We start from the raw sequence: 19,423 nt of genomic DNA on the forward strand, positions 1-19,423 counted from the left end.
CGGTATCGGTGGAATTATCCGCGCTTGCCCAGCTTCAGTTGGGACAGATCGCGCACGGCGCCACGGTCGGCCGAGGTGGCCAGCGCGGCGTAGGCTTGCAGGGCCTGCGAGACCACGCGTTCGCGGCCGATCGGCTGCCATGCGTCGTCGCCACGGGCTTGCATGGCGGCGCGGCGGCGGGCGAGTTCCTCGTCCGGGACGGCCAGATGCATCTTGCGCTGCGTGATGTCGATCTCGATCACGTCGCCGTCTTCCACCAGACCGATGGTGCCGCCTTCGGCCGCTTCCGGCGACGCGTGACCGATCACGAGGCCCGACGAACCACCCGAGAAGCGGCCGTCCGTGAACAGGGCGCAGGTCTTGCCCAGACCCTTCGACTTCAGATACGACGTCGGGTACAGCATTTCCTGCATGCCCGGACCGCCCTTCGGTCCTTCGTAGCGGATCACGACCACGTCGCCGGGCTGGACCTTATCGCCCAGAATGCCTTCGACGGCGTCGTCCTGGCTTTCGAACACGCGCGCGCGGCCGGTGAAGACCCATTGCGCTTCGTCCACGCCGGCCGTCTTCACGATACAGCCCTTCTCGGCGAGGTTGCCGTACAGCACGGCCAGACCGCCGTCCTTGGTGTAAGCGTGTTCCTTGTCGCGGATGCAACCGGTTTCGCGATTCAGGTCGAGCGACGGATACGTCGACGACTGGCTGAAGGCGATGGTCGTGGGCACACCGCCGGGGGCAGCGCTATAGAAGGTTTGCGCCTTGTCATTGGCAGCGTTCGTGACGTCCCACTGGGCGATGGCGTTGCCGAGGGTGCCGCTGTGGACGTTGCCGCACGACGTGTCGAGCAGGCCGCCGCGAGCGAGTTCGCCCAGAATGCCGATGATGCCGCCGGCGCGGTGCACGTCTTCGATGTGGTACTTGTCGGTCGCCGGTGCGGCCTTGCACAGGCACGGCACGTTGCGCGAGATGCGGTCGATGTCGGCCATCTTGAAGTCGACGCCGGCTTCCTGCGCAGCGGCGAGCAAGTGCAGCACGGTGTTGGTCGAGCCGCCCATGGCGACGTCGAGCGCCATGGCGTTTTCGAAGGCAGCCTTGGTGGCGATGTTGCGCGGCAGGACCGAGGCGTCGTCTTCCTGATAGTAGCGACGGCACAGGTCGACCACGAGACGGCCAGCCTGCTCGAACAGGCCGCGACGCCAGCCGTGCGTGGCGACGATCGTGCCGTTGCCCGGCAGCGCGAGGCCGATGGCTTCGGTCAGGCAGTTCATCGAGTTGGCGGTGAACATGCCCGAGCACGAACCGCACGTCGGGCAGGCGCTGCGCTCGACTTCGGCCACTTCGGCGTCGCTGATCTTCGGATCGGCGGCCTTGATCATGGCGTCGATCAGGTCGATCTTGGCGATGACCTGTCCGTCGCCGTTCTTGACCTTGCCGGCTTCCATCGGGCCGCCCGAGACGAACACGACCGGAATGTTCAGGCGCATGGCGGCCATGAGCATGCCCGGGGTGATCTTGTCGCAGTTGGAGATGCAGACCATGGCGTCGGCGCAGTGCGCGTTGACCATGTATTCGACGGAGTCAGCGATCAGTTCGCGCGACGGCAGCGAGTACAGCATGCCGCCGTGACCCATGGCGATACCGTCGTCCACGGCGATGGTGTTGAATTCCTTGGCGACGCCGCCCGCCGCTTCGATCTCCTTGGCCACGATGGCGCCCAGATCGCGCAGGTGCACGTGACCCGGAACGAACTGCGTGAACGAGTTCACCACGGCGATGATCGGCTTGCCGAAGTCGTCGTCGGTCATGCCGGTGGCGCGCCACAGGGCGCGGGCGCCGGCCATGTTGCGGCCGTGGGTGGAGGTGCGGGAACGGTATTGAGGCATGGTCGTCTCTGAAACGCTTTGTGCTTGTGGGGTCAACGGAAAACCTGGGGCCGTGCGGCGCTTTACAGCGCGATTCGTCGAACCGTCGCCCTTTCAGGACGGCGGGACGGCGGGTCAATCCGGCCGGACGTCAAGATTCGTCTTTCCTTGGGTGCTTGTCAAATATATTATTTGACTCGGATTGAGTCGAAAAAAATATCATGGACCTGCGTCAGTTTCGATACTTCGTCGCTGTGGCTGAAGAACGCCATTTCGGGCGCGCCGCGCAACGCCTCTCGATGACCCAGCCGCCGCTCTCGCAGCAGATCCGGGCGCTGGAGGCCTCGCTCGGCGCGCCATTGTTCGTGCGGACTAACCGTTCGGTTGAGCTGACCGCCGTGGGGCGGCAACTGCTGCCCGAAGTCCGGCGGATTCTGGCCGACGCCGATGCGCTGCCCGCGCTTGCGCAAGGCCTGGCGCACGGCGAGGTCGGGACACTGTCGCTGGGGTTCGTCTCGACGGCGGACTACGGCATTCTGCCGCCGCTGTTGCGGGAGTTCGGCGAGCGGTATCCGCGCGTGCGCCTGCAACTTCTCGAAGCGACGAGCGACGTGCAGGTCGAGGCGCTCATGGACGGACGCATCGACGCAGGCCTTTTCATCCCGCCGGTGCCCGCACGCTACGCCAACGAGCTGTCGTACCTGCCGATCATTCGGGAACCGTTGATGCTGGCGCTGCCCGCCGGGCGCGGCAGCACGCAGGGCGGTGCCGATACCGACACCTCACACAGCGGCCCCGGAGCGCCGGTGAGTCTGGCCGATTTCGCCGACGAACCGCTCGTTATCTTCCCGCGCCGCGTGGCGCCCGCGTTCTACGACATCATCATGGGGTGCTATGCGGCGCTCGGCCTCACGCCACGCGTGGGGCAGGAGGCGATTCAAATGCAGACCATCGTGAGTCTCGTGTCGGCGGGCATGGGGGTGGCGCTGGTGCCGCAGTCGCTGTGTCATCTGCGACGCACCGGCGTGACCTACCGCGCGCTGCGCGAGACGAGCGCGCTCATCGAAACCGGTCTGCTGTGGCGCACCGCCGAAGTGACGCCGGTACTCGAAGGCTTTCTGGAGACCGCGCGCGGGGTCGCACACACGCCCCCGGGCGCGACGCTCGAGACCTGAGACGTCGACGATCCATGATCCATCTTGCAATCGTGGAGACGGCCGGCAGGCATGTCGCGACGTCGTGCGCTCGTGGTATTGTGCTGCCCATCCCGTTGCCTGCGCCGTCGCCTGCGGCAGTCCTGCGGGCGCGTGCCGGATCGCCGCGGCCTGCGGCCACGACCGACGGCGGCGACGGCTTGAAGAAGGGCATTCCCTTCCTCCCTGGCGGAACTTTTGTTCACGAATCGATTCTTCTGATCCATGCTGATTCATCCTCAATTCGACCCGGTCGCGATTCATCTCGGCCCGCTCGCTATCCGCTGGTACGGCCTGATGTATCTGGTCGGCTTCATTCTTTTCCTGCTGGTGGGGCGCCTGCGCGTGCGCCAGCCGTCCATTGCGGCGCAAGGCTGGAAGGCTCAGGATCTCGACGACATGCTGTTCTACGGCGTGCTCGGTGTGATTCTCGGCGGACGCCTGGGCTATGTGATCTTCTACAAGCTGTCGTTCTATCTGGCGAATCCGCTGGACATCTTCAAGGTGTGGGAAGGCGGCATGTCGTTCCACGGCGGCTTCCTCGGTGTGCTCGTCGCGATGTGGCTGTTCACGCGCCGTCGCGGGCATTCGCTGCTCGAAGGCACCGACCTGATTGCACCGATGATCCCGCTGGGGCTGGCGGCAGGGCGTCTGGGCAACTTCATCAACGGCGAGTTGTGGGGACGGGTGACGTCGCCCGATTCGCGCTTTGCGATGCTGTTCCCGCAGGCGGCCGGTGAAGACGCCCAGTGGGCGCTGGCGCATCCGCAGGCGATGGCCGACAACGCGATGGCGATGGTGTTCGCGCAGTTCCATAGCTTGCCGCGCTACCCGTCGCAGTTGTTCGAATTTGCGCTCGAAGGCGTGGCCCTGTTCGTGTTGCTGTGGTGCTTTGCGCGTCGTGCGCGTCCGGTCGGCGCGGTCTCGGGCATGTTCCTCGTGGGGTACGGCCTGTTCCGCTTCCTCGCCGAATTCACGCGCGAACCGGATGCCTTCCTTGGCCTGCTGTCGTTCGGTCTGTCGATGGGCCAGTGGCTCTCGCTGCCGATGATCATCGCGGGCGTGATCATGCTGGTGTGGTCGTATCGTCGCCAGCAGGCAGCGTCGGCGGCATAACCGGCATCACTGGCATAACTACCGCGGTTCACACAAATCAGCGGTCCTGCAATGCTTCACGGGCCGCCGGAGATCACTCCGGTGGCCCGTTGTCTTTTCTGCGCAAGGTCTGCGCATTCCCGAAGCCCATCCCCTCGCGTCGTTGATCGATTTCTACATGTGGTCCCGTTTGCCTGCCGGTAAGCTTTTCGTGTCGACGGGACCGATGTGAGCCAAGGCATCGGCCTGTCAGGACGTCGTGCGTTTCAGACAGACAAAGGGACGGGGCGGAATGCAGTGGCTGGGGGTACAGCAGGGTTTCGGGTCTACCACGGACCTGTACGAACGCGTAGCGATTTACCGGGGTGTCGCCAACGAAGGTGACGAGGCTGCGAAAGCGCAACACGTCGCGCAGCGGATGCCCGATTTTCAGGGGGCGTCGCAACGCTCGCCGACCAGCGACAATTCTTTCGCCACGCTTGCCGCGTTCGGCGCGCTCGACGGACCGCGAGCCAGGATCGTCGCACGCCGGGATGCGCTCGACGCCGACGGCGTATCGGGATTCTCCGACGATTTCGCTGGCGCCCGTCGACGCTCGCCGACCCGCAGCCCGATGATCGTTGAAACGCTGAGACGCGAAATACTCACCCCTGAGTTCCTCCATCCGTCCGGCGCCGCTCAGGCGCGTGCCGGGCGTGGCGAGCGTGTCGTCGCATGCGAATCGGTGTCGAAAGTCCCGGCGCTTCCCGGGCACTGGTGCGGCGCGATGGTACCGGACGCCTCACGCGACGTGGGGTGTTGGCAATTCGATCCGACCTTCACCTTTCGCGAGAGGGTCGACTACGTCCCGCAAGCGATGCCCGCTGTCCTCACCACTGCGGTGGCAAGTGCGACAGCTTCGCGCATGGGGCTGCCGGGTGAATTTCCGATCGTTTGCCACCGGGCGTTCCACTGCGATGCAGGCCACCTGATGGCGACGACCGAATGGCGCGACGCATGCCATTCCGGACGCACGCTCAGACAACGCTGCGACGACCTCGGTGCGTTTCCGTACCCGGCGTGTGTGCCGGTCAATTTCAGAGGCGATGCCGAAGGCGTCGTCGTCATGCCGGTCGACATCACGCCGAACCCGGGCGAGCCGCCGGTGACCTTGCTGTTCAGTTCGCCCTATGGGCGGTATCTGTCGATCGATGGCAGCGTCCATGCGATGACGTTCGTCGGCGATGCAAGCTACACATTTGCCATGCCGTCGACCGATGTCCCTACGGGCCCGGTGGTCGCGCATCGCGTCATGCCGGGCAGCGATGCGGACGTTCTTTTCCGGCTGGCCGACCAGATCATGATCACGAAAATGGAAATCGACACCTTCGTGAGCTGCACCATCGGTCCGGGCTGGGCGCATGGGCCGATGTCGGCAGACGGCAGCACGCTGAATTTGAAGTGGGTTCAGCATGATGCGGGACTCATGCGGCTGTTCTCCGAGGCCGGCGAAGAGTTGACGCAGCAACTCGGCACGATGCTTGATGTGCTGCATGATCCGGATGCCCGGCTGATCCGTCTTTATCGCAATTTCGTGCCCGACGACACGCATGCCGACGTAAACGCGCGTCACCTCGTGGCCTTGCACCACGACAAGCTCATGCAGGACCGGGCGTCGTTGGAGGCGACATTTCGACGCCTCACCGAGATGGCCGCGATTGTCGATTTTCAGTTGCCGAACGGCGCCCCGTTTGATGGCACGCTGCTGGGCATGGCAACGGGTTCGCTGGCGCAGGCCACGATAAGGTCGCGCTACGACGTGCCGGTCATTCTCGTCGCGCGGGATCTCGTGCAGGGCATCTTCATGGCGCAAGGCACGCATGCGGCGAACGTTGCGGGGCATCACTTTGCGGACGTCCTGTTTCACGAATGCGGTCATGCGGCAGCCCAGTGGGAGGATGCCGCGATCCCGCAGCCGTGGGCGCGCAGGCCGGCACATGAGTTCAGGCATGTGTATCTGCGAGAAGAGTGGCGTGGCGGCACGATGGACCTCGCGCCATTGATGGCGACACTTCGCGAGTCCACGCCCGGCTCGGTCGTGAACCTGGCATCGTTCAATCAATTGATGCGCATGCTGTTGCCTGCGCTCGATGCAGGACTTGCGCCCGATGTGTTTCCCGGCCTGCTGGACGGTAGCTCGGCCCGTTACTCGTACGAGTACCTCGTGGCAATGTTGAGCGAGCCCCACGATCGGGCGCGGTTCGACGCGGACTTTCTCGACTTTCTCGACGAACTCGCCCAGCGGGGGCGTAACCTCTCCAGGCAGGAGCATTCGTGAGGGCCGGTGAGCTGCCGGCGTCCGCCACGGTGTGCGGTGCGAGCCGCACCCCTCCCAGCGACGCGGTGAGTGCGCTTGCGCAAAGGATCGATCGGCTATTGCGTTCGCCTGTGAACACGTGGACCGCGGATCAATTCGTGTCGGTCGGCGTGGATACCCGGACTGCGGAAGTGCTGGCCGCACATCTGCAAGCGATGCCGACCGCCGGTTTCCTCTGCGCCGAAGTGCTGATGACGGTCATGAACGACTCGATGGATGTCGGGCAGGCACTCGACTTGCTGGACAAAGGGCTGGACAGGCGTGATCCGTGCGCCCTCGAATGCACGGACGGGGATGGCACGGGGGCGGTGATTCTGATTGGCCGGGCAATCGGCGGCACGACACTGGCCGACATGCGGTTGCCGGAAGCGCGAGGCGGGCACGCCTTCGTGCGCGGCTTGCTCGACTGCTTCGCCGGTCGTACAGCCCCTGACGTGACAGGTATCGCCAACGTGGCGAGCGCCATGTCGATCGTGCTCGACTGTGGCGCGCCGCTTACTGCCGATACGTTCGACGGTGTGCCACCGCTTATCTATGCGCTATCGCGCGGCGCGCCCGCCTCCGTGCTCGACGTGCTGCTCAGGCATGGTGCCGATCCGAACGAGCCGCTGTCTTGCGAGCACGTGAGTGGACCGGCGTGCGGTCTGGACCACGTGGCGGGTGGTACGGCGATGCACCACGCGGCGCTCGCCGGGCGGGGCGACGCAATGAAGGTGTTTTTCATCGCGCACGGTGGTCGGCTCGATGCGATTACGCGTGACGGATACGATCCGATCGCGCTGGCCGGAGCCTCCACGCATCGGACCTTCGCGCCGCGCTACGGGCTGATCGAAAACACGCTGTCTGCCCTGTACGCATGGATTGCGACGGACGGAGACAACGCGAGCCGTCGGGCCAACGGCGAGCACTTGTGCGAAGTGCTGGCCACACGCCTGCTCGAAGCGGGGTGGTCGGTCAATGCGGCTGCGCTGCATTACTGGCAGGGGGCCATGACACAACTGATGGAGTACGGTTGCGACGTCGCGGGCGTGCTGTACCGTTCGCCCTCGCAGGGCGGCGCCAGTTACGTTGTCCGTATTCGTAACATGATGCGGCAATGGTACGGCGATAACAGTCGTGCAGCGCAAGCACTGAACGATGGCGAAACCCTCAATGTCGCCGGCGATGTCGATGCGTGGATTCGCAGCCTTGCGCTGCCGGCAAGCATGCCGTGCGATGGCATTGTCGCGAGCCGCCGCGTCATGCGCGCCACGCGCGGGCCGTTGTTCGGCGACATCGGTGAGCGCACTGGTGGTGTTTGAGGCGTAAGGGCAGGGGGGAGGGTTTACGGGGGCTCGATCTGCTCAAGCCGTCTTGCGCGCCAGCGCGTGCAACGACGCCATGAGGTCGGCGAACCGCTCGCCCTGCACGGTCACGTGAGCGCGCAAATGTTCGGAGGCCGCATCTGCATTGCCGGCTTCAATCGCGCGAAACACGGCGTCGTGTTCCGAAAACGACTGATGCGGCCGGTCGCGCACGCGCAATTGCAGCCGCCGATACACGCGCAACCGACGATGCAGTTGCAACGCCGTCTCCTGAAGATACGCGTTGTGGCTCGCCTGATAGATCAGCGCATGGAAATGCGCATTCACCTCGTAATACGTGTCGATGTCACGCGCCTCGGCCGCCGCGCGGCTGGCTTCGTGCGTGCGCCGTAACTCGTCCAGTTCTTCTTCCGTGATGCGGCGCGCCGCCAGACGTCCGCACATCGATTCGAGTTCGGCCATGACCTCGAACATTTCGCATAGCCGCTGCGGGTCGATCTGCGAGACGACGGCGCCGCGACGCGGCCGTATCTCGATGACCCCCGACGATGCCAGCTGGATCAGCGCCTCGCGCAAGGGCGTGCGCGACACGCCGAACGCGGTCGCCAGCTCGACCTCGTCGAGCCGCATGCCGGGCGGGTACTCGCCCACGGCGATTTTCTCTTCGATGGCCTGTCGCAGCGCTTCCGATCGTTTGGGTTTTACGGTCATGACGGTCTTGCTCGGTCGGGTTTCGATCCCGTCAGACGGGGCCGTTTGGGGGGACATGGTTGTCAAAGTAGCGCGTGATGTCCCCGCTGAAGATCGGGGTAAACGCCATAAGTGTATTTTTTAACGGGTCATTTTGTATACACCGTGACAGATTGACTATAGGATTTGAACCCGAGAGCGGCAACTCGCGCACTCGTCATATCAAAACAAAGCAGTCATCCGTACATGCAGTGCCGGCGAGCCGGTGGTGCACTTGCCGCGGGGGTTCGCCATTTGGGAAGCCCTGTTGCGAGCGATGTCAGGCACCGGGTTTCGCGGGTCTATCGCTGACAAAAGTGACAGGAGACGCCATGGAGACAACCCCTTCCCCGCTGCGGCGGCAACTCATGCTCGGCGCCGCATCGGCGCTGGTAACCGGTGGACTCGCCAGCCCGTGGGGCGGCGCATTCGCGCAGACCGGCCCGCTCAAGATTTCCCATCAGTTCCCCGGCGGCACGCTGACCGAAGGCGACTTCCGCGACCGTTTGTGTCGCAAGTTCGCGCAAGAGGTCGAGAAGCGCACCAACGGCGCGCTGAAGTTTCAGGTCTACCCGGGCAGTTCGCTCATGAAGACCAACGCGCAGTTCTCTGCATTGCGACGCGGCGCGCTCGATCTCTCCCTCTATCCGCTGCCCTACGCGGGCGGTGAAGTCCGCGAGCTCAACATCGGTTTGATGCCGGGGCTGGTGACGTCCTACGCGCAAGGCACCGCCTGGCGTAACGGCGAAATCGGCAAGGTGCTCACCGACGTGCTCGCCGAGAAGAACATCGTGATCGTCAGTTGGGTCTGGCAGGCGGGCGGGGTCGCAAGCCGTGCCAAGCCGCTGGTCGCACCGGAAGACGCCAAGGGGCTCAAGGTGCGGGGCGGTAGCCGCGAGATGGACATGATGCTCAAGGAAGCCGGCGCGGCCGTGATTTCGTTGCCATCCAACGAGCTGTACGCGGCCATGCAGACCGGGGCGATGGATGCGGCGATGACGTCGTCCACGAGCCTCATGTCCTTCCGTCTCGAAGAGGTTTCCAAGCATCTGACCACGGGGCGCAACAAGTCCTACTGGTTCATGCTGGAACCGCTGCTCATGTCGAAGCAGATTTTCGACAAGCTGCCGAAGGACCAGCAGCAGGTCATTCTGCAAGTCGGCGCGGAGCTGGAAGCGTTCGGCACGGAAGCGGCCAAGGCCGACGATGCGCAGATCGCCAGCGTTTATACCAAGGCCGGCGCGAAGGTCTACGACCTCGATGAAGCGACGGTGATGAAGTGGCGCGACATTGCCCGGCGTACCGCGTGGAAGGACTACGCGAGCAAGTCGGACACCTGCGCGAAGCTGCTCGCGCTGGCCGAGAAGGTGCCTGCATGAGCGGGGCCGTCGCGAGCGCGGAGCCGGCGGTGGCACGCTCGCGCCTGCTGCGGCGGCTCGACGCCCTCTTGCAGGGCGTAAGCCGTCTGCTCATGGTCGTGTGCATGCTGGCGCTCGTGGGCGCGGCGCTGGTGCTCAGCTACAGCGTATTCGCGCGGCATGTGCTCAAGCTCGCGACCGACTGGCAGGACGAAGCGGCGGTGTTCCTGCTGGTCGGTGCGACCTTCGTGTCTGCCGCGCACGTGCAGCACTTGCGCGGGCACATCGGCATCGAGGCGATTACCACGTTGCTTTCGCCGCGCGTGAATCGGGTGCGGCGCTGGATCGTCGACATACTGACGCTGGCGTTCTGCGGCTTCTTCGCCTGGAAGTCGTGGACGCTCTTCTGGGAAGCCTATGTCGACGGCCAGACGAGCAGCTCCACGTGGGGGCCGCCGCTATCGATTCCGTACGGGCTGATGGCGTTCGGCATGACGTTGCTCACGGTGCAGTTGCTGCTGCAAGTGGCGATTGGCGCCTGCGAGATGACGGCGGGCACGGGGGGCATGAGGGGAACGAGGGGAACGAGGGGAACGAGGGGAACGGGAGACGACGCGGCGCATCGCGGCCCGGATCGCACGGGAGGGCACGCATGAGCGAGCTCACTATCGGATTGTTGTATGGCGGCGCAACGCTCGTCGCCATGTTCTCCGGCATGCCCATCGCCTTCGCCCTGGGGGCGGTGGCGGTGGCGTTCATGTTCGGTTTCATGCCGGCGTCGTCGCTTGATACGGTGACGCAGAACGTCTACGAGGAGATGGCCAGCATCACGTTGCTGTCGATTCCGCTGTTCATCCTGAAGGGCGCGGCCATCGGCAAATCGCGCGCAGGGCAGGATCTGTACCTTGCGCTGCACGCCTGGATGCGACGGATTCCGGGCGGGCTCGGCATTGCCAACGTCTTCGCCTGCGGGCTGTTCGCGGCCATGGCCGGGTCGAGTCCGGCGACGTGCTCGGCCATCGGCAGCGCCGGGATTCCCGAGATGCGTCAGCGCGGCTATTCGCCGGGCTTTGCCGCAGGCATCATCGCCGCGGGCGGCACGCTGGGCATTCTGCTGCCGCCGTCCATCACGATGATTCTGTACGCGGTGGCCGCCGAGCAATCGCTGGGGCGTCTGTTCCTCGCGGGGATCGTGCCCGCACTGCTGCTCGTGGCGCTGTTCTCGTGCTACGCGGCGTGGCGCTACCGCAAGGAGTACACCAACGCGCAGGTCGCGCTCGCCCGCGACGGCACGCCGTCGCCGTTCCCGACCGAGCCGCCGGCCACCATGCGCGAGAAGCTGGCGCTGTTGCCGCGCGTGCTGCCGTTCGTCACGCTGCTCATCGGGGTGATGGCGGCGCTTTACGGTGGCTACGCAACGCCGTCGGAGACCGCCGGACTGGGCGGCCTGCTGGCGCTCGCGCTGATCGCCGTGATCTACCGGATGTGGAAGCCGCGCCAGTTGGCGCCGATTCTGACAGGGACCTTGCGCGAGTCGACGATGCTGATGTTCATCATCGGCATGTCGCTGCTCTATTCGTATGTGATGAGCTATCTGCACATCAGTCAGTCGGCCGCGCAGTGGATCGTGGGGCTGCAACTGTCGCGCTGGGTGCTGCTCGCGGCCATTCTGCTGATGGTGGTCGTGCTGGGCTTCTTCCTGCCGCCGGTGAGCATCATTCTGATGACCGCGCCGATCATTCTGCCGCCGCTGCGCGCCGCTGGGTTCGATCTGGTGTGGTTCGGGGTCGTCATGACGATTGTCATGGAACTGGGGTTGATTCACCCGCCCGTCGGTCTCAACATATTCGTCATCAAGAACACCGCGCCCGATATCGCCTTGCGCGACATCGTCTGGGGCGTGATGCCGTTTGTCGTGTTGATGGTCGTCGCCGTCGTGCTCATCTGTCTGATGCCCGGGTTGTCGCTGTGGCTCCCGGACCAGTTGATGGGGTGAGGGCGGGGCCGGAAACTCTTGAGAGGAAGCCATGAAGGATGAGCCGATCATGTCCGCAATGTCTGTGCCGGTATCGCTGAGTTCGTCGTCGGGGACGTCGTCGTCCGCTTCGGCGTCATCGTCGCCCTCGTCATCCTCTGCGTCCTCTTTGCCCGGAAGGAGTGCGCCGGAGAGCGTGGCGGACGTGAGCGCGCCGGTGCCCTCAGCGAAGCCGTCGCTCGGCGAGCGCCTCGGACAGTGGTTCGGACGCGGCGGAAAATCCGGCGGCGGCTCACCGAAAGACGGCAAGGATGGCAAAGACGGCAAAGACGGCAAAGCGGACGGCAAGGTCGTCGCCGCGACGCTGTCGGCCCGCGCGGAGAACGCGTTGCGCCGTCAGTTGACGCAGTGCCTGTCGGCGCGGCTGACGGACTCGTCGGCCAACGAGGCGGCACGCGACTTCATGACGCGCTACAGCGCGGCGTCCGCAGCAGAGCAACTGGCGTTGCTCACAGTCGTCGCCGATATCTGTGCGAGCGACGCAGCGTCGGCAACGGATAGCAAGGACGGCAAGGACAGCAAGGAAGCGAAGGAAGCGAAACGTGCCGCCACCGGACTGGCGGGAGCGCTCGGCAGCGAACGGGTCCGGTTCCTCAAGCGCTTCAATGCGTTGCCCGACGGGTTGCCGTTCCTCGTGCGCTGGCGCGCGGACATGCTGACTCACCGGGCGGCACTGCCGGGGCTCGCGGCGCTGGAGGAGGATCTTGGCAGCCTCTTCTCGACGTGGTTCGACGTCGGCCTGCTGGAGTTGCATCCGATCACGTGGGATTCGCCGGCGTCGCTGCTCGAAAAGCTCATGCGCTATGAAGCCGTGCACGAAATCTCGTCGTGGGCGGATTTGCGCAACCGGCTCGATTCCGACCGTCGCTGCTACGCCTTCTTCCATCCGCGTATGCCCCGCGAGCCGCTGATTTTCGTCGAAGTGGCGTTCGTACCGGACATGGCGGCTGACGTGCATTCGCTGCTCGACGAGCAGGCGCCGCTCGAAGACCTGCGCCGCGTGCGCTGGGCCATCTTCTATTCGATCTCGAACACGCAGCCGGGGCTGCGAGGGGTGAGCTTCGGCAACTTCCTGCTCAAACGCGTGATCGACGAGTTGCATGTCGACTTCCCGAAGTTGCGCAACTTCGCGACGCTTTCCCCGATTCCCGGCTTCAACGACTGGCTGCGGCAACTGAGCGCCGCAGCGCTCGCGGAAGTACTCGGACCGAAGCGTCTGAAGCTGCTGGCACAGGAGCCGTCGCTGGCGGGGGAGGCGTCGGGCGCGCAGGTGATGGCGTGGTTGCAGACATCGCCCGAGCGCAAGGGCGTGCAGGCGCTGCAACGCACGCTGGGCGAATCGCTGGCGGCGCACTATCTGGCTCGCGAGACCGTGCGGGGTCAGCCCCGCGATCCGGTCGCGCGTTTTCACCTCGGCAATGGCGCGCGCGTCGAACGGATCAACTGGCACGCCGACCTTTCGAAGAAGGGCGCGAAACAATCGTGCGGCATGATGGTGAACTATCTCTACGAGCCGGACGAGCTCGACGCGAATCTGCAACGGCTGATCGATGGCAAACCCGCCGTCGGACGCGCGGTGACGCGTTTGCTGTGAACGTACTGAGTGAGTGTACTGAATGAGCGCATGGAAACCATCATGGAGGCGCGGGTGAGCGAAGTTCTGCGCGACGACAGTTTGCTTGACGAGGGATTGGTGACGCTGACGCTCTCCAATCCCGGCAAACTCAACGCCATCTCGGTGGCGATGTGGCACGCGCTGCGCACGCATGTGCAGACGCTCGACGGCGACACCCGCGTGCGCGCGATCGTCATCCGGGGTGCGCAGGGTCACTTCGCTGCGGGCGCCGACATCGAGGAGTTCCCGGTGGAGCGCGGCAGCTACGATACGCTGGGTCGCTATCACGGCGAGGTCATCGGCCCGACGCTCGATGCCCTGGCGCGCTGTCGGCATCCGAGCGTGGCGTTGATCGAGGGCGTGTGCGTGGGCGGCGGGCTGGAGATTGCGGCCCATTGCGACTTGCGCGTCGCCGCGCAGGGCGCGCGCTTCGGCGTGCCCATCAACAAGCTTGGCTTTCCGATGGCGCCGGGCGAGTTGCGCGGGGTGCTCGCGCTCGCGGGACGCGCCACGACGCTCGAAATTCTGCTGGAAGGTCGTGTGTTCGGTGCGGCGGAGGCGAAGGAGAAGGGGCTGCTGACGCGCGTCGTCGAAGACGAAGCGGTGGAAGAAGCAGGCTACACTTGCGCCCGACGCGTTGCCGCCGGAGCGCCGCTCGCCGCGCAATTGAACAAGTGGCTGATCGCCCGGCTCGCGCCAAGCGCGCCGCCGTTATCGGAGGCCGAGTGGCAGATGGCCTTCTCGTACTGGGACTCGCACGATCACCGTGAAGGTGTGGCCGCGTTTCTGGAAAAGCGTGCGCCCGATTTCCGGGGACGCTGAGGCGCTCCGGTCTGTATTCGCGGTCTGTATTCGATTTCACCCTGAAGCATCCATTGTTCTGAATCCGGTTCTGTTTATGACGCAAGACGCCAACCTCTACCGACTCTTTGCCGAACGTTTTCCCACTGACAAAACGGCGTGCGCCATCGAGACGCCCGAAGGACTTTATTACAGTTGGGACGACCTCGAACGGGCCAGCGCCCGTATCGCCAACCTGCTCGCGAGCCTGGACCTGAGCCCGGGCACCCGCGTGGCGGCGCAGGTCGAGAAGTCGCCGGAGGCGCTGCTGCTGTATCTCGCCACGCTGCGCGCGGGGCTGGTCTATCTGCCGCTCAACACGGCGTATCGCGAAGGCGAAATCGCCTACTTCGTCGAAAACGCAGCGCCGGATGTCGTGGTGTGCAGCCCGTCGAACTTCGGCTGGGTATCGAAGATCGCCTTCACGAATGGCGCGAAGCACGTCTTTACGCTCGGCGATGACCGCACCGGTTCGCTGCTGGAGCGGGCCGCGTGGTTCGGCGACACGTTCGAGACCGTGCCGCGCTCGCCCGACGACCTCGCGGCCATTCTTTACACCTCGGGTACCACGGGCCGCAGCAAGGGCGCGATGCTCTCGCACGGCAACCTGGCGAGCAATACGCGTGTGTTGCATGCCTTCTGGGGGTGGGGCGAGCGTGAAGGCGGCGATGTGCTGCTGCACGCGCTGCCGATCTTCCACGTGCATGGGTTGTTCGTCGCAAGCCACGCCGCGCTGTATTCGGGCAGCAAGATGATCTGGCTGTCGAAGTTCGATGCCAGAGAAGTCCTGCATCAGTTGCCGCGCGCCACGGTCTTCATGGGGGTGCCCACGTATTACGTTCGCCTGCTCGCGGAGGCTGGACTCAATCGCGACGTGTGTCGCAACGTGCGTCTGTTCATCTCCGGCTCGGCACCGCTGTTGCGCGAGACGTTCGACGCATTCCGCGAGCGTACGGGGCATACGATTCTGGAGCGCTACGGCATGTCGGAGACGGTGATGCTCGTCTCCAATCCGTATCACGGCGAGGCGGAAAAGGTACGTCGTGCCGGCACGGTCGGTGTGCCGCTGCCGGAGGTCACGGTGCGCGTGGTCGGCGACGACGGGCAACCGAGCGCGCAGGGCGACATCGGCCACATTCAGGTCAAGGGGCCGAACGTGTTCGCGGGATACTGGCGTATGCCGGAGAAGACTGCTGAGGAATTTACCGGCGACGGGTTCTTCAAGACGGGCGACGTGGGCAAGTTCGACGAGGACGGCTATGTGCATATCGTCGGACGCTCGAAGGACCTCATCATCTCCGGCGGCTACAACGTCTACCCGAAAGAGATCGAGGGCTTCATCGACGAGATGGAGGGGGTGGCCGAGTCTGCCGTGATCGGCGTGCCGCATCCGGATTTCGGCGAAGCCGTCGTCGCTGTCATCGTGCCGCGAGCGGGTGGGCAAGCCCCGGACGAGCGCGCCGTCATCGATGCACTCAAGCAGCGTATCGCCAACTTCAAGGTGCCCAAGCGCGTGCACGTCGTGAGCGAGTTGCCGCGCAATACGATGGGCAAGGTGCAGAAAAACGTGTTGCGCGATCGATTCAAGTGAGCGAAGCGCTGACGTCTTCACGTCAACGATGAAAAAAATGCCGCCTCGATGAGGCGGCATTTTCATTGCTGCGATCGACGCGGCATTCGCGCCGTCGGCAGGTCTTACCTTATTACTTCATTACTTCATTTGCACGGTGCCCGAGACCGTCACGGTCACTTGCGTCTTGCCGCCTTCGAGTTGCATCGGCGGGGCGGCGTCGGCGCTCGCGCTCATGGCCATCGCCTTCATGGCATAGGGGCGCGGCATCATCGGCGCGTTCGCACCCACCTGCACCTGACGAATCGTGTAGCCGCTATAGCCGAACGCCTTCGCGTTGTTCTGCGCCTGATTGCGGAACGCCTGGATGGCCTGGTTGGTGAGCTCGGCCTGCGTCTTCTCCTGTGCTTCGCGCGAGAGCGAGAACGACACGCCGTCCATCTGCATCTGATCCGAGATCTGGCTGGCCAGACGCGACGCAGCGCCGAAGTCCTTCGACGTCATCTGCAGTTCGGTGCGGCCGCGCCACGCCGTGATCTTGCCGTCGCGGTTGGTCGACGGATAGAGCGACACGTTGCCGGTCTGCACTTCGACGACACTCTGGCTCTTGGCGACGGACATCGCCTTGTTGGCTTTTTGCGTGAGGTTGCGCGACACGGTGGCGGCATCGGGACCTTGTTCCTGTGCCGACATGGTGATGTGCACGGTGTCCTGCTCGACTTCCTTCGTGGCACTCGCTTCGAGACCCAGCACGCCGGAGACCTGACGTGCCGACTCGTCACCCGATTGGGCATACGCCGCATTCGCGGCCGTGGCAATGAGAAGAGCAGCGGCGAGAGATTTGCGCATAGTGATGTCCTTTTTCGAATGTGAGTTCGCATCTTGATGGCGAACGTTTGACCGGTTGCCGACCGATAGCCTGCAAGTAAGTACGTGCTATGCGTTGGGCGGCAACGTTATACAGACGCTATCGCAACAATTTTGGTTCCCTTTCGGGATCCTTCCTGCAATTCACGCTCTAAGTAAGTGCTTGCTGATGAACTTCCAGTGTTCCGGCGCGACCGGTGTAATCGAAAGCCGGTTGCCGCGCGCCAGCACGAGCATGCCGTCGAGCTCCGGTGTCTGACGCATTTCGGTCAGGGGCACGACTCGGGTCTTGCGATCGAGCTTGACGTCTACGAGTAACCAGCGCGGCGACTCGGGCTTGGATTTGGGATCGAAGTACGGGCTCTTTGGGTCGAACTGTGTTGGATCCGGATACGCGGTGGAGGCGACGGTGGCCAGACCGGCGATACCCGGCACGGCGCAGCTCGAATGGTAGAAGAGCACCCCGTCGCCCACGCGCATGTCGTCACGCATGAAGTTGCGCGCCTGGTAGTTGCGCACGCCGGTCCACGCAAGGGTCTGCTGTTTGGCGTTGGCGAGGTCGTCGATGCTTGCCTCTTCGGGTTCGGACTTCATCAGCCAGTATCGTTGCGTCATGTCGTTTCAGTGTTCGGGATGGCTTGCGGTTGGCGTCGGACGGAATGCCGGTCGATAGCAGCGAGGTAAGCGCAGCCTGAACGACCCGAGAGGATCCCGGGGCGTGGCATGGGCTATGGATGGGTTGCCGCACTGCGATATTGGGCCAATTCCTATACTATGTCTTTGTGACCTTTGCGTGACGTTCCATGGACATGTTCAACCGCCTATGCCGATAGGAGAGTGAGTCATGGCAGCAGAGCCGTCTGTTCGTAGCAACGCGTTCATCTTCTATTCCCTCGCCACGGTGTCGTTTATCGAAACCAGTGTCCCCGAGTTCGTCTCCACGCTCAACCAGATGTATGGCGACGACGACGAGATGCGCACCTGGCTTCAGGACACCTGGCTGCCTGAAGAAGTCGAGCATGGGCGGCTTGCCAAAGACTATATCGCACGCGTCTGGCCAGAGTTCGACTGGGCCCCGGCTTACGACGCGTTTCTCGCGCGCTACAAACCCCGATGCGATGTGCAGTACATGCGGCCGTCGCTGGCGCTGGAGGCCTTGTCGCGCTGCGTCACCGAGACGCAGACAGCCATGATCTACCGCTGCCTCGAATCGTATATGCCGGTCGAGGAGCTCAAGCAGATGATGCACAAGCTGAGCAGCGAGGAGGTCGGTCACTACCGGTACTTCCGCAAGACCTTCGACCGGTATAACGCCGTCGAGCAGCACGGCGTGATCAGCCGGCTGCGCACGATGGTGGCGCGAAGTGAACTGGTGCGTGACGAGGACATCGCGTTCGCCTTCGAACCGCTGAACCACTTCTGGCGATCGCCCCCGCCGTTCGAGACAATGACCTGGGATGCCTTCCTGTCGATGTCGGGCGATGTCATGAAGCAGTACATGCCAGTGGAGGCGGCAACGCGCATGATGTTCAAGCCGCTGGAGACGGGCTCGTGGTGGCGTGACCGTCCGGTCAAAGCGTTGATGTCCTTCATGGTGAGGCGGCAGTACCCTCAGTTGGGAAGCGAAGCCTGACGTCACCGGAGACCGCATTCGTCCGTCATGTCCGCAGGCCGGCGAAGGAAGACGGACGAAAAAAAACCCCGCCGAGGCGGGGTTTTTCGTTGTCGGTGAACCGTATTACTTGTTCGTGCCGACGACTTCGACTTCCACGCGACGATCCGGAGCCAGGCAGCTGATCAGTTGCGTGCGGTTCTTCTGGTTGCAACCAGTCGTAACCGGGTTGCGCTTGCCCTTGCCTTCCGTGTACACGCGGTTGGCTTCGACGCCCTTGCTGACCAGGTAAGCCTTCACAGCTTGTGCGCGGCGCAGCGACAGACGGTCGTTGTACTTGTCCGAACCGATGCGGTCGGTGTAGCCCGTAGCGACGACGACTTCGAGATTCAGTGCCTGAATCTTGCCAGCCAGGTCGTCCAGCTTCTGCTTGCCGGCCGGCTTCAGGATAGCCTTGTCGAAGTCGAACAGTGCGTCAGCCTGATACGTGACCTTTTGCGAGACCGGAGCGACCGGAGCGACCGGAGCCGGTGCCGGGGCTGCGACTTGTGCAATGATCGAGCCATCGCACTTGGCATTGGCCGTGGCCGGGGTCCAGAAGGCATCGCGCCAGCACAGTTCGTCCGAGCCGTTTTTCCAAACCCACTCGCCGCTGCCGTTCACCCAGTTGTCGTTGACGGCTTGCTTCGAGGCCGCGATCGGGCCCGGAGCGGTCTGGACGTAGTTTTGGGCCATAGCCGAAGCAGCCATCACTGCGGTAGCTGCAACGATCGCGAGCTTAGCGAATTTATTCATATTTCTCCTCTCGAAATGAGATTACCGCAGGTTTACTGCGAGCCTAGACGACAGAACCAAAGTCTTACATCGCTCGAAGTATAACATTGGCAAGTGCGCGAAAGCATGGCCCATGCACTTCGAATAATGTCTAACTTATGCCACGGCATTTTGCCATAGCGATTCAGACGGTCGCGAGAAAAACCCCTGCTT

16 protein-coding genes are annotated in these 19,423 nt (G+C 63.9%); 11 read left to right on the forward strand and 5 right to left on the reverse strand.

What is annotated here, in order from left to right; all coding sequences use genetic code 11:
• Positions 1–14: 14 nt before the first annotated feature.
• On the reverse strand, positions 15–1,883 hold the full coding sequence (gene ilvD / locus C5N93_RS02970; protein WP_150722547.1) for a dihydroxy-acid dehydratase: 1,869 nt from the start codon (positions 1,881–1,883) through the stop codon (positions 15–17).
• A 200-nt stretch (positions 1,884–2,083) separates the two neighbouring features.
• On the opposite strand from ilvD, the gene C5N93_RS02975 reads away from it, so the two are divergent.
• The 4 genes from C5N93_RS02975 to C5N93_RS02990 all read left to right on the forward strand — a co-directional run bounded on the left by C5N93_RS02975 (position 2,084) and on the right by C5N93_RS02990 (position 7,807).
• Positions 2,084–3,037 carry a LysR family transcriptional regulator gene (locus C5N93_RS02975; protein WP_242558206.1) on the forward strand — a complete coding sequence of 318 codons (954 nt, stop codon included), beginning with the start codon at positions 2,084–2,086 and terminating at the stop codon, positions 3,035–3,037.
• A gap of 243 nt (positions 3,038–3,280) precedes the next feature.
• Positions 3,281–4,171 carry a prolipoprotein diacylglyceryl transferase gene (gene lgt / locus C5N93_RS02980; RefSeq protein WP_242558207.1) on the forward strand — a complete coding sequence of 297 codons (891 nt, stop codon included), beginning with the start codon at positions 3,281–3,283 and terminating at the stop codon, positions 4,169–4,171.
• A 271-nt stretch (positions 4,172–4,442) separates the two neighbouring features.
• Positions 4,443–6,467, forward strand: a complete 2,025-nt coding sequence (locus C5N93_RS02985) for a hypothetical protein (protein ID WP_242558208.1) — start codon at positions 4,443–4,445, stop codon at positions 6,465–6,467.
• A gap of 110 nt (positions 6,468–6,577) precedes the next feature.
• Positions 6,578–7,807, forward strand: a complete 1,230-nt coding sequence (locus tag C5N93_RS02990) for a hypothetical protein (RefSeq protein WP_242558209.1) — start codon at positions 6,578–6,580, stop codon at positions 7,805–7,807.
• 42 nt (positions 7,808–7,849) lie between these two features.
• Here C5N93_RS02990 and C5N93_RS02995 read toward each other — a convergent pair whose 3' ends face one another.
• The gene (locus tag C5N93_RS02995) at positions 7,850–8,521 is read right to left on the reverse strand and encodes a GntR family transcriptional regulator (protein WP_242558210.1); all 672 of its coding nucleotides are present in this window, start codon (positions 8,519–8,521) and stop codon (positions 7,850–7,852) included.
• Between the two features lie 386 nt (positions 8,522–8,907).
• On the opposite strand from C5N93_RS02995, the gene dctP reads away from it, so the two are divergent.
• The 6 genes from dctP (at position 8,908) to C5N93_RS03025 (ending at position 15,978) form a co-directional block, all read left to right on the forward strand.
• Complete coding sequence (gene dctP, locus C5N93_RS03000) at positions 8,908–9,918, forward strand: TRAP transporter substrate-binding protein DctP (RefSeq protein WP_242558233.1); 1,011 nt, start codon at positions 8,908–8,910, stop codon at positions 9,916–9,918.
• A complete protein-coding gene (locus tag C5N93_RS03005; protein ID WP_242558211.1) occupies positions 9,915–10,553 on the forward strand; it encodes a TRAP transporter small permease in 639 nt (212 codons plus the stop codon). The genes dctP and C5N93_RS03005 overlap by 4 nt, the downstream gene beginning before the upstream one ends.
• A complete protein-coding gene (locus C5N93_RS03010) occupies positions 10,550–11,893 on the forward strand; it encodes a TRAP transporter large permease (RefSeq protein ID WP_069340711.1) in 1,344 nt (447 codons plus the stop codon). The genes C5N93_RS03005 and C5N93_RS03010 overlap by 4 nt, the downstream gene beginning before the upstream one ends.
• A gap of 49 nt (positions 11,894–11,942) precedes the next feature.
• Positions 11,943–13,526: a malonyl-CoA decarboxylase family protein gene (locus C5N93_RS03015; protein WP_242558212.1), complete on the forward strand. Its 1,584-nt coding sequence runs from the start codon at positions 11,943–11,945 to the stop codon at positions 13,524–13,526.
• A 42-nt stretch (positions 13,527–13,568) separates the two neighbouring features.
• Entirely contained in the window at positions 13,569–14,369 is an 801-nt protein-coding gene (locus tag C5N93_RS03020; RefSeq protein WP_242558234.1) for an enoyl-CoA hydratase-related protein, read from the forward strand.
• Positions 14,370–14,445: 76 nt separating this feature from the next.
• Positions 14,446–15,978 (forward strand): malonyl-CoA synthase, encoded by a 1,533-nt coding sequence (locus C5N93_RS03025; protein ID WP_242558213.1) that lies wholly within the window; start codon positions 14,446–14,448, stop codon positions 15,976–15,978.
• Positions 15,979–16,098: 120 nt separating this feature from the next.
• Here the strand turns inward: C5N93_RS03025 and C5N93_RS03030 are convergent, their stop codons facing one another.
• Both C5N93_RS03030 and C5N93_RS03035 read right to left on the reverse strand, forming a co-directional pair.
• Positions 16,099–16,806 carry an SIMPL domain-containing protein gene (locus tag C5N93_RS03030; RefSeq protein ID WP_069340713.1) on the reverse strand — a complete coding sequence of 236 codons (708 nt, stop codon included), beginning with the start codon at positions 16,804–16,806 and terminating at the stop codon, positions 16,099–16,101.
• Between the two features lie 162 nt (positions 16,807–16,968).
• Positions 16,969–17,439 carry an EVE domain-containing protein gene (locus C5N93_RS03035; protein WP_242558214.1) on the reverse strand — a complete coding sequence of 157 codons (471 nt, stop codon included), beginning with the start codon at positions 17,437–17,439 and terminating at the stop codon, positions 16,969–16,971.
• Between the two features lie 229 nt (positions 17,440–17,668).
• Between C5N93_RS03035 and C5N93_RS03040 the strand changes: the two genes are divergently transcribed.
• Entirely contained in the window at positions 17,669–18,457 is a 789-nt protein-coding gene (locus C5N93_RS03040) for a hypothetical protein (RefSeq protein ID WP_242558215.1), read from the forward strand.
• Positions 18,458–18,562: 105 nt separating this feature from the next.
• Here C5N93_RS03040 and ompA read toward each other — a convergent pair whose 3' ends face one another.
• On the reverse strand, positions 18,563–19,231 hold the full coding sequence (gene ompA / locus C5N93_RS03045) for an outer membrane protein OmpA (protein ID WP_242558216.1): 669 nt from the start codon (positions 19,229–19,231) through the stop codon (positions 18,563–18,565).
• Positions 19,232–19,423: the final 192 nt, after the last annotated feature.

This window comes from Pandoraea sp. LA3, assembly GCF_022696215.1.
Taxonomy (GTDB): Bacteria; Pseudomonadota; Gammaproteobacteria; order Burkholderiales; family Burkholderiaceae; genus Pandoraea; species Pandoraea capi.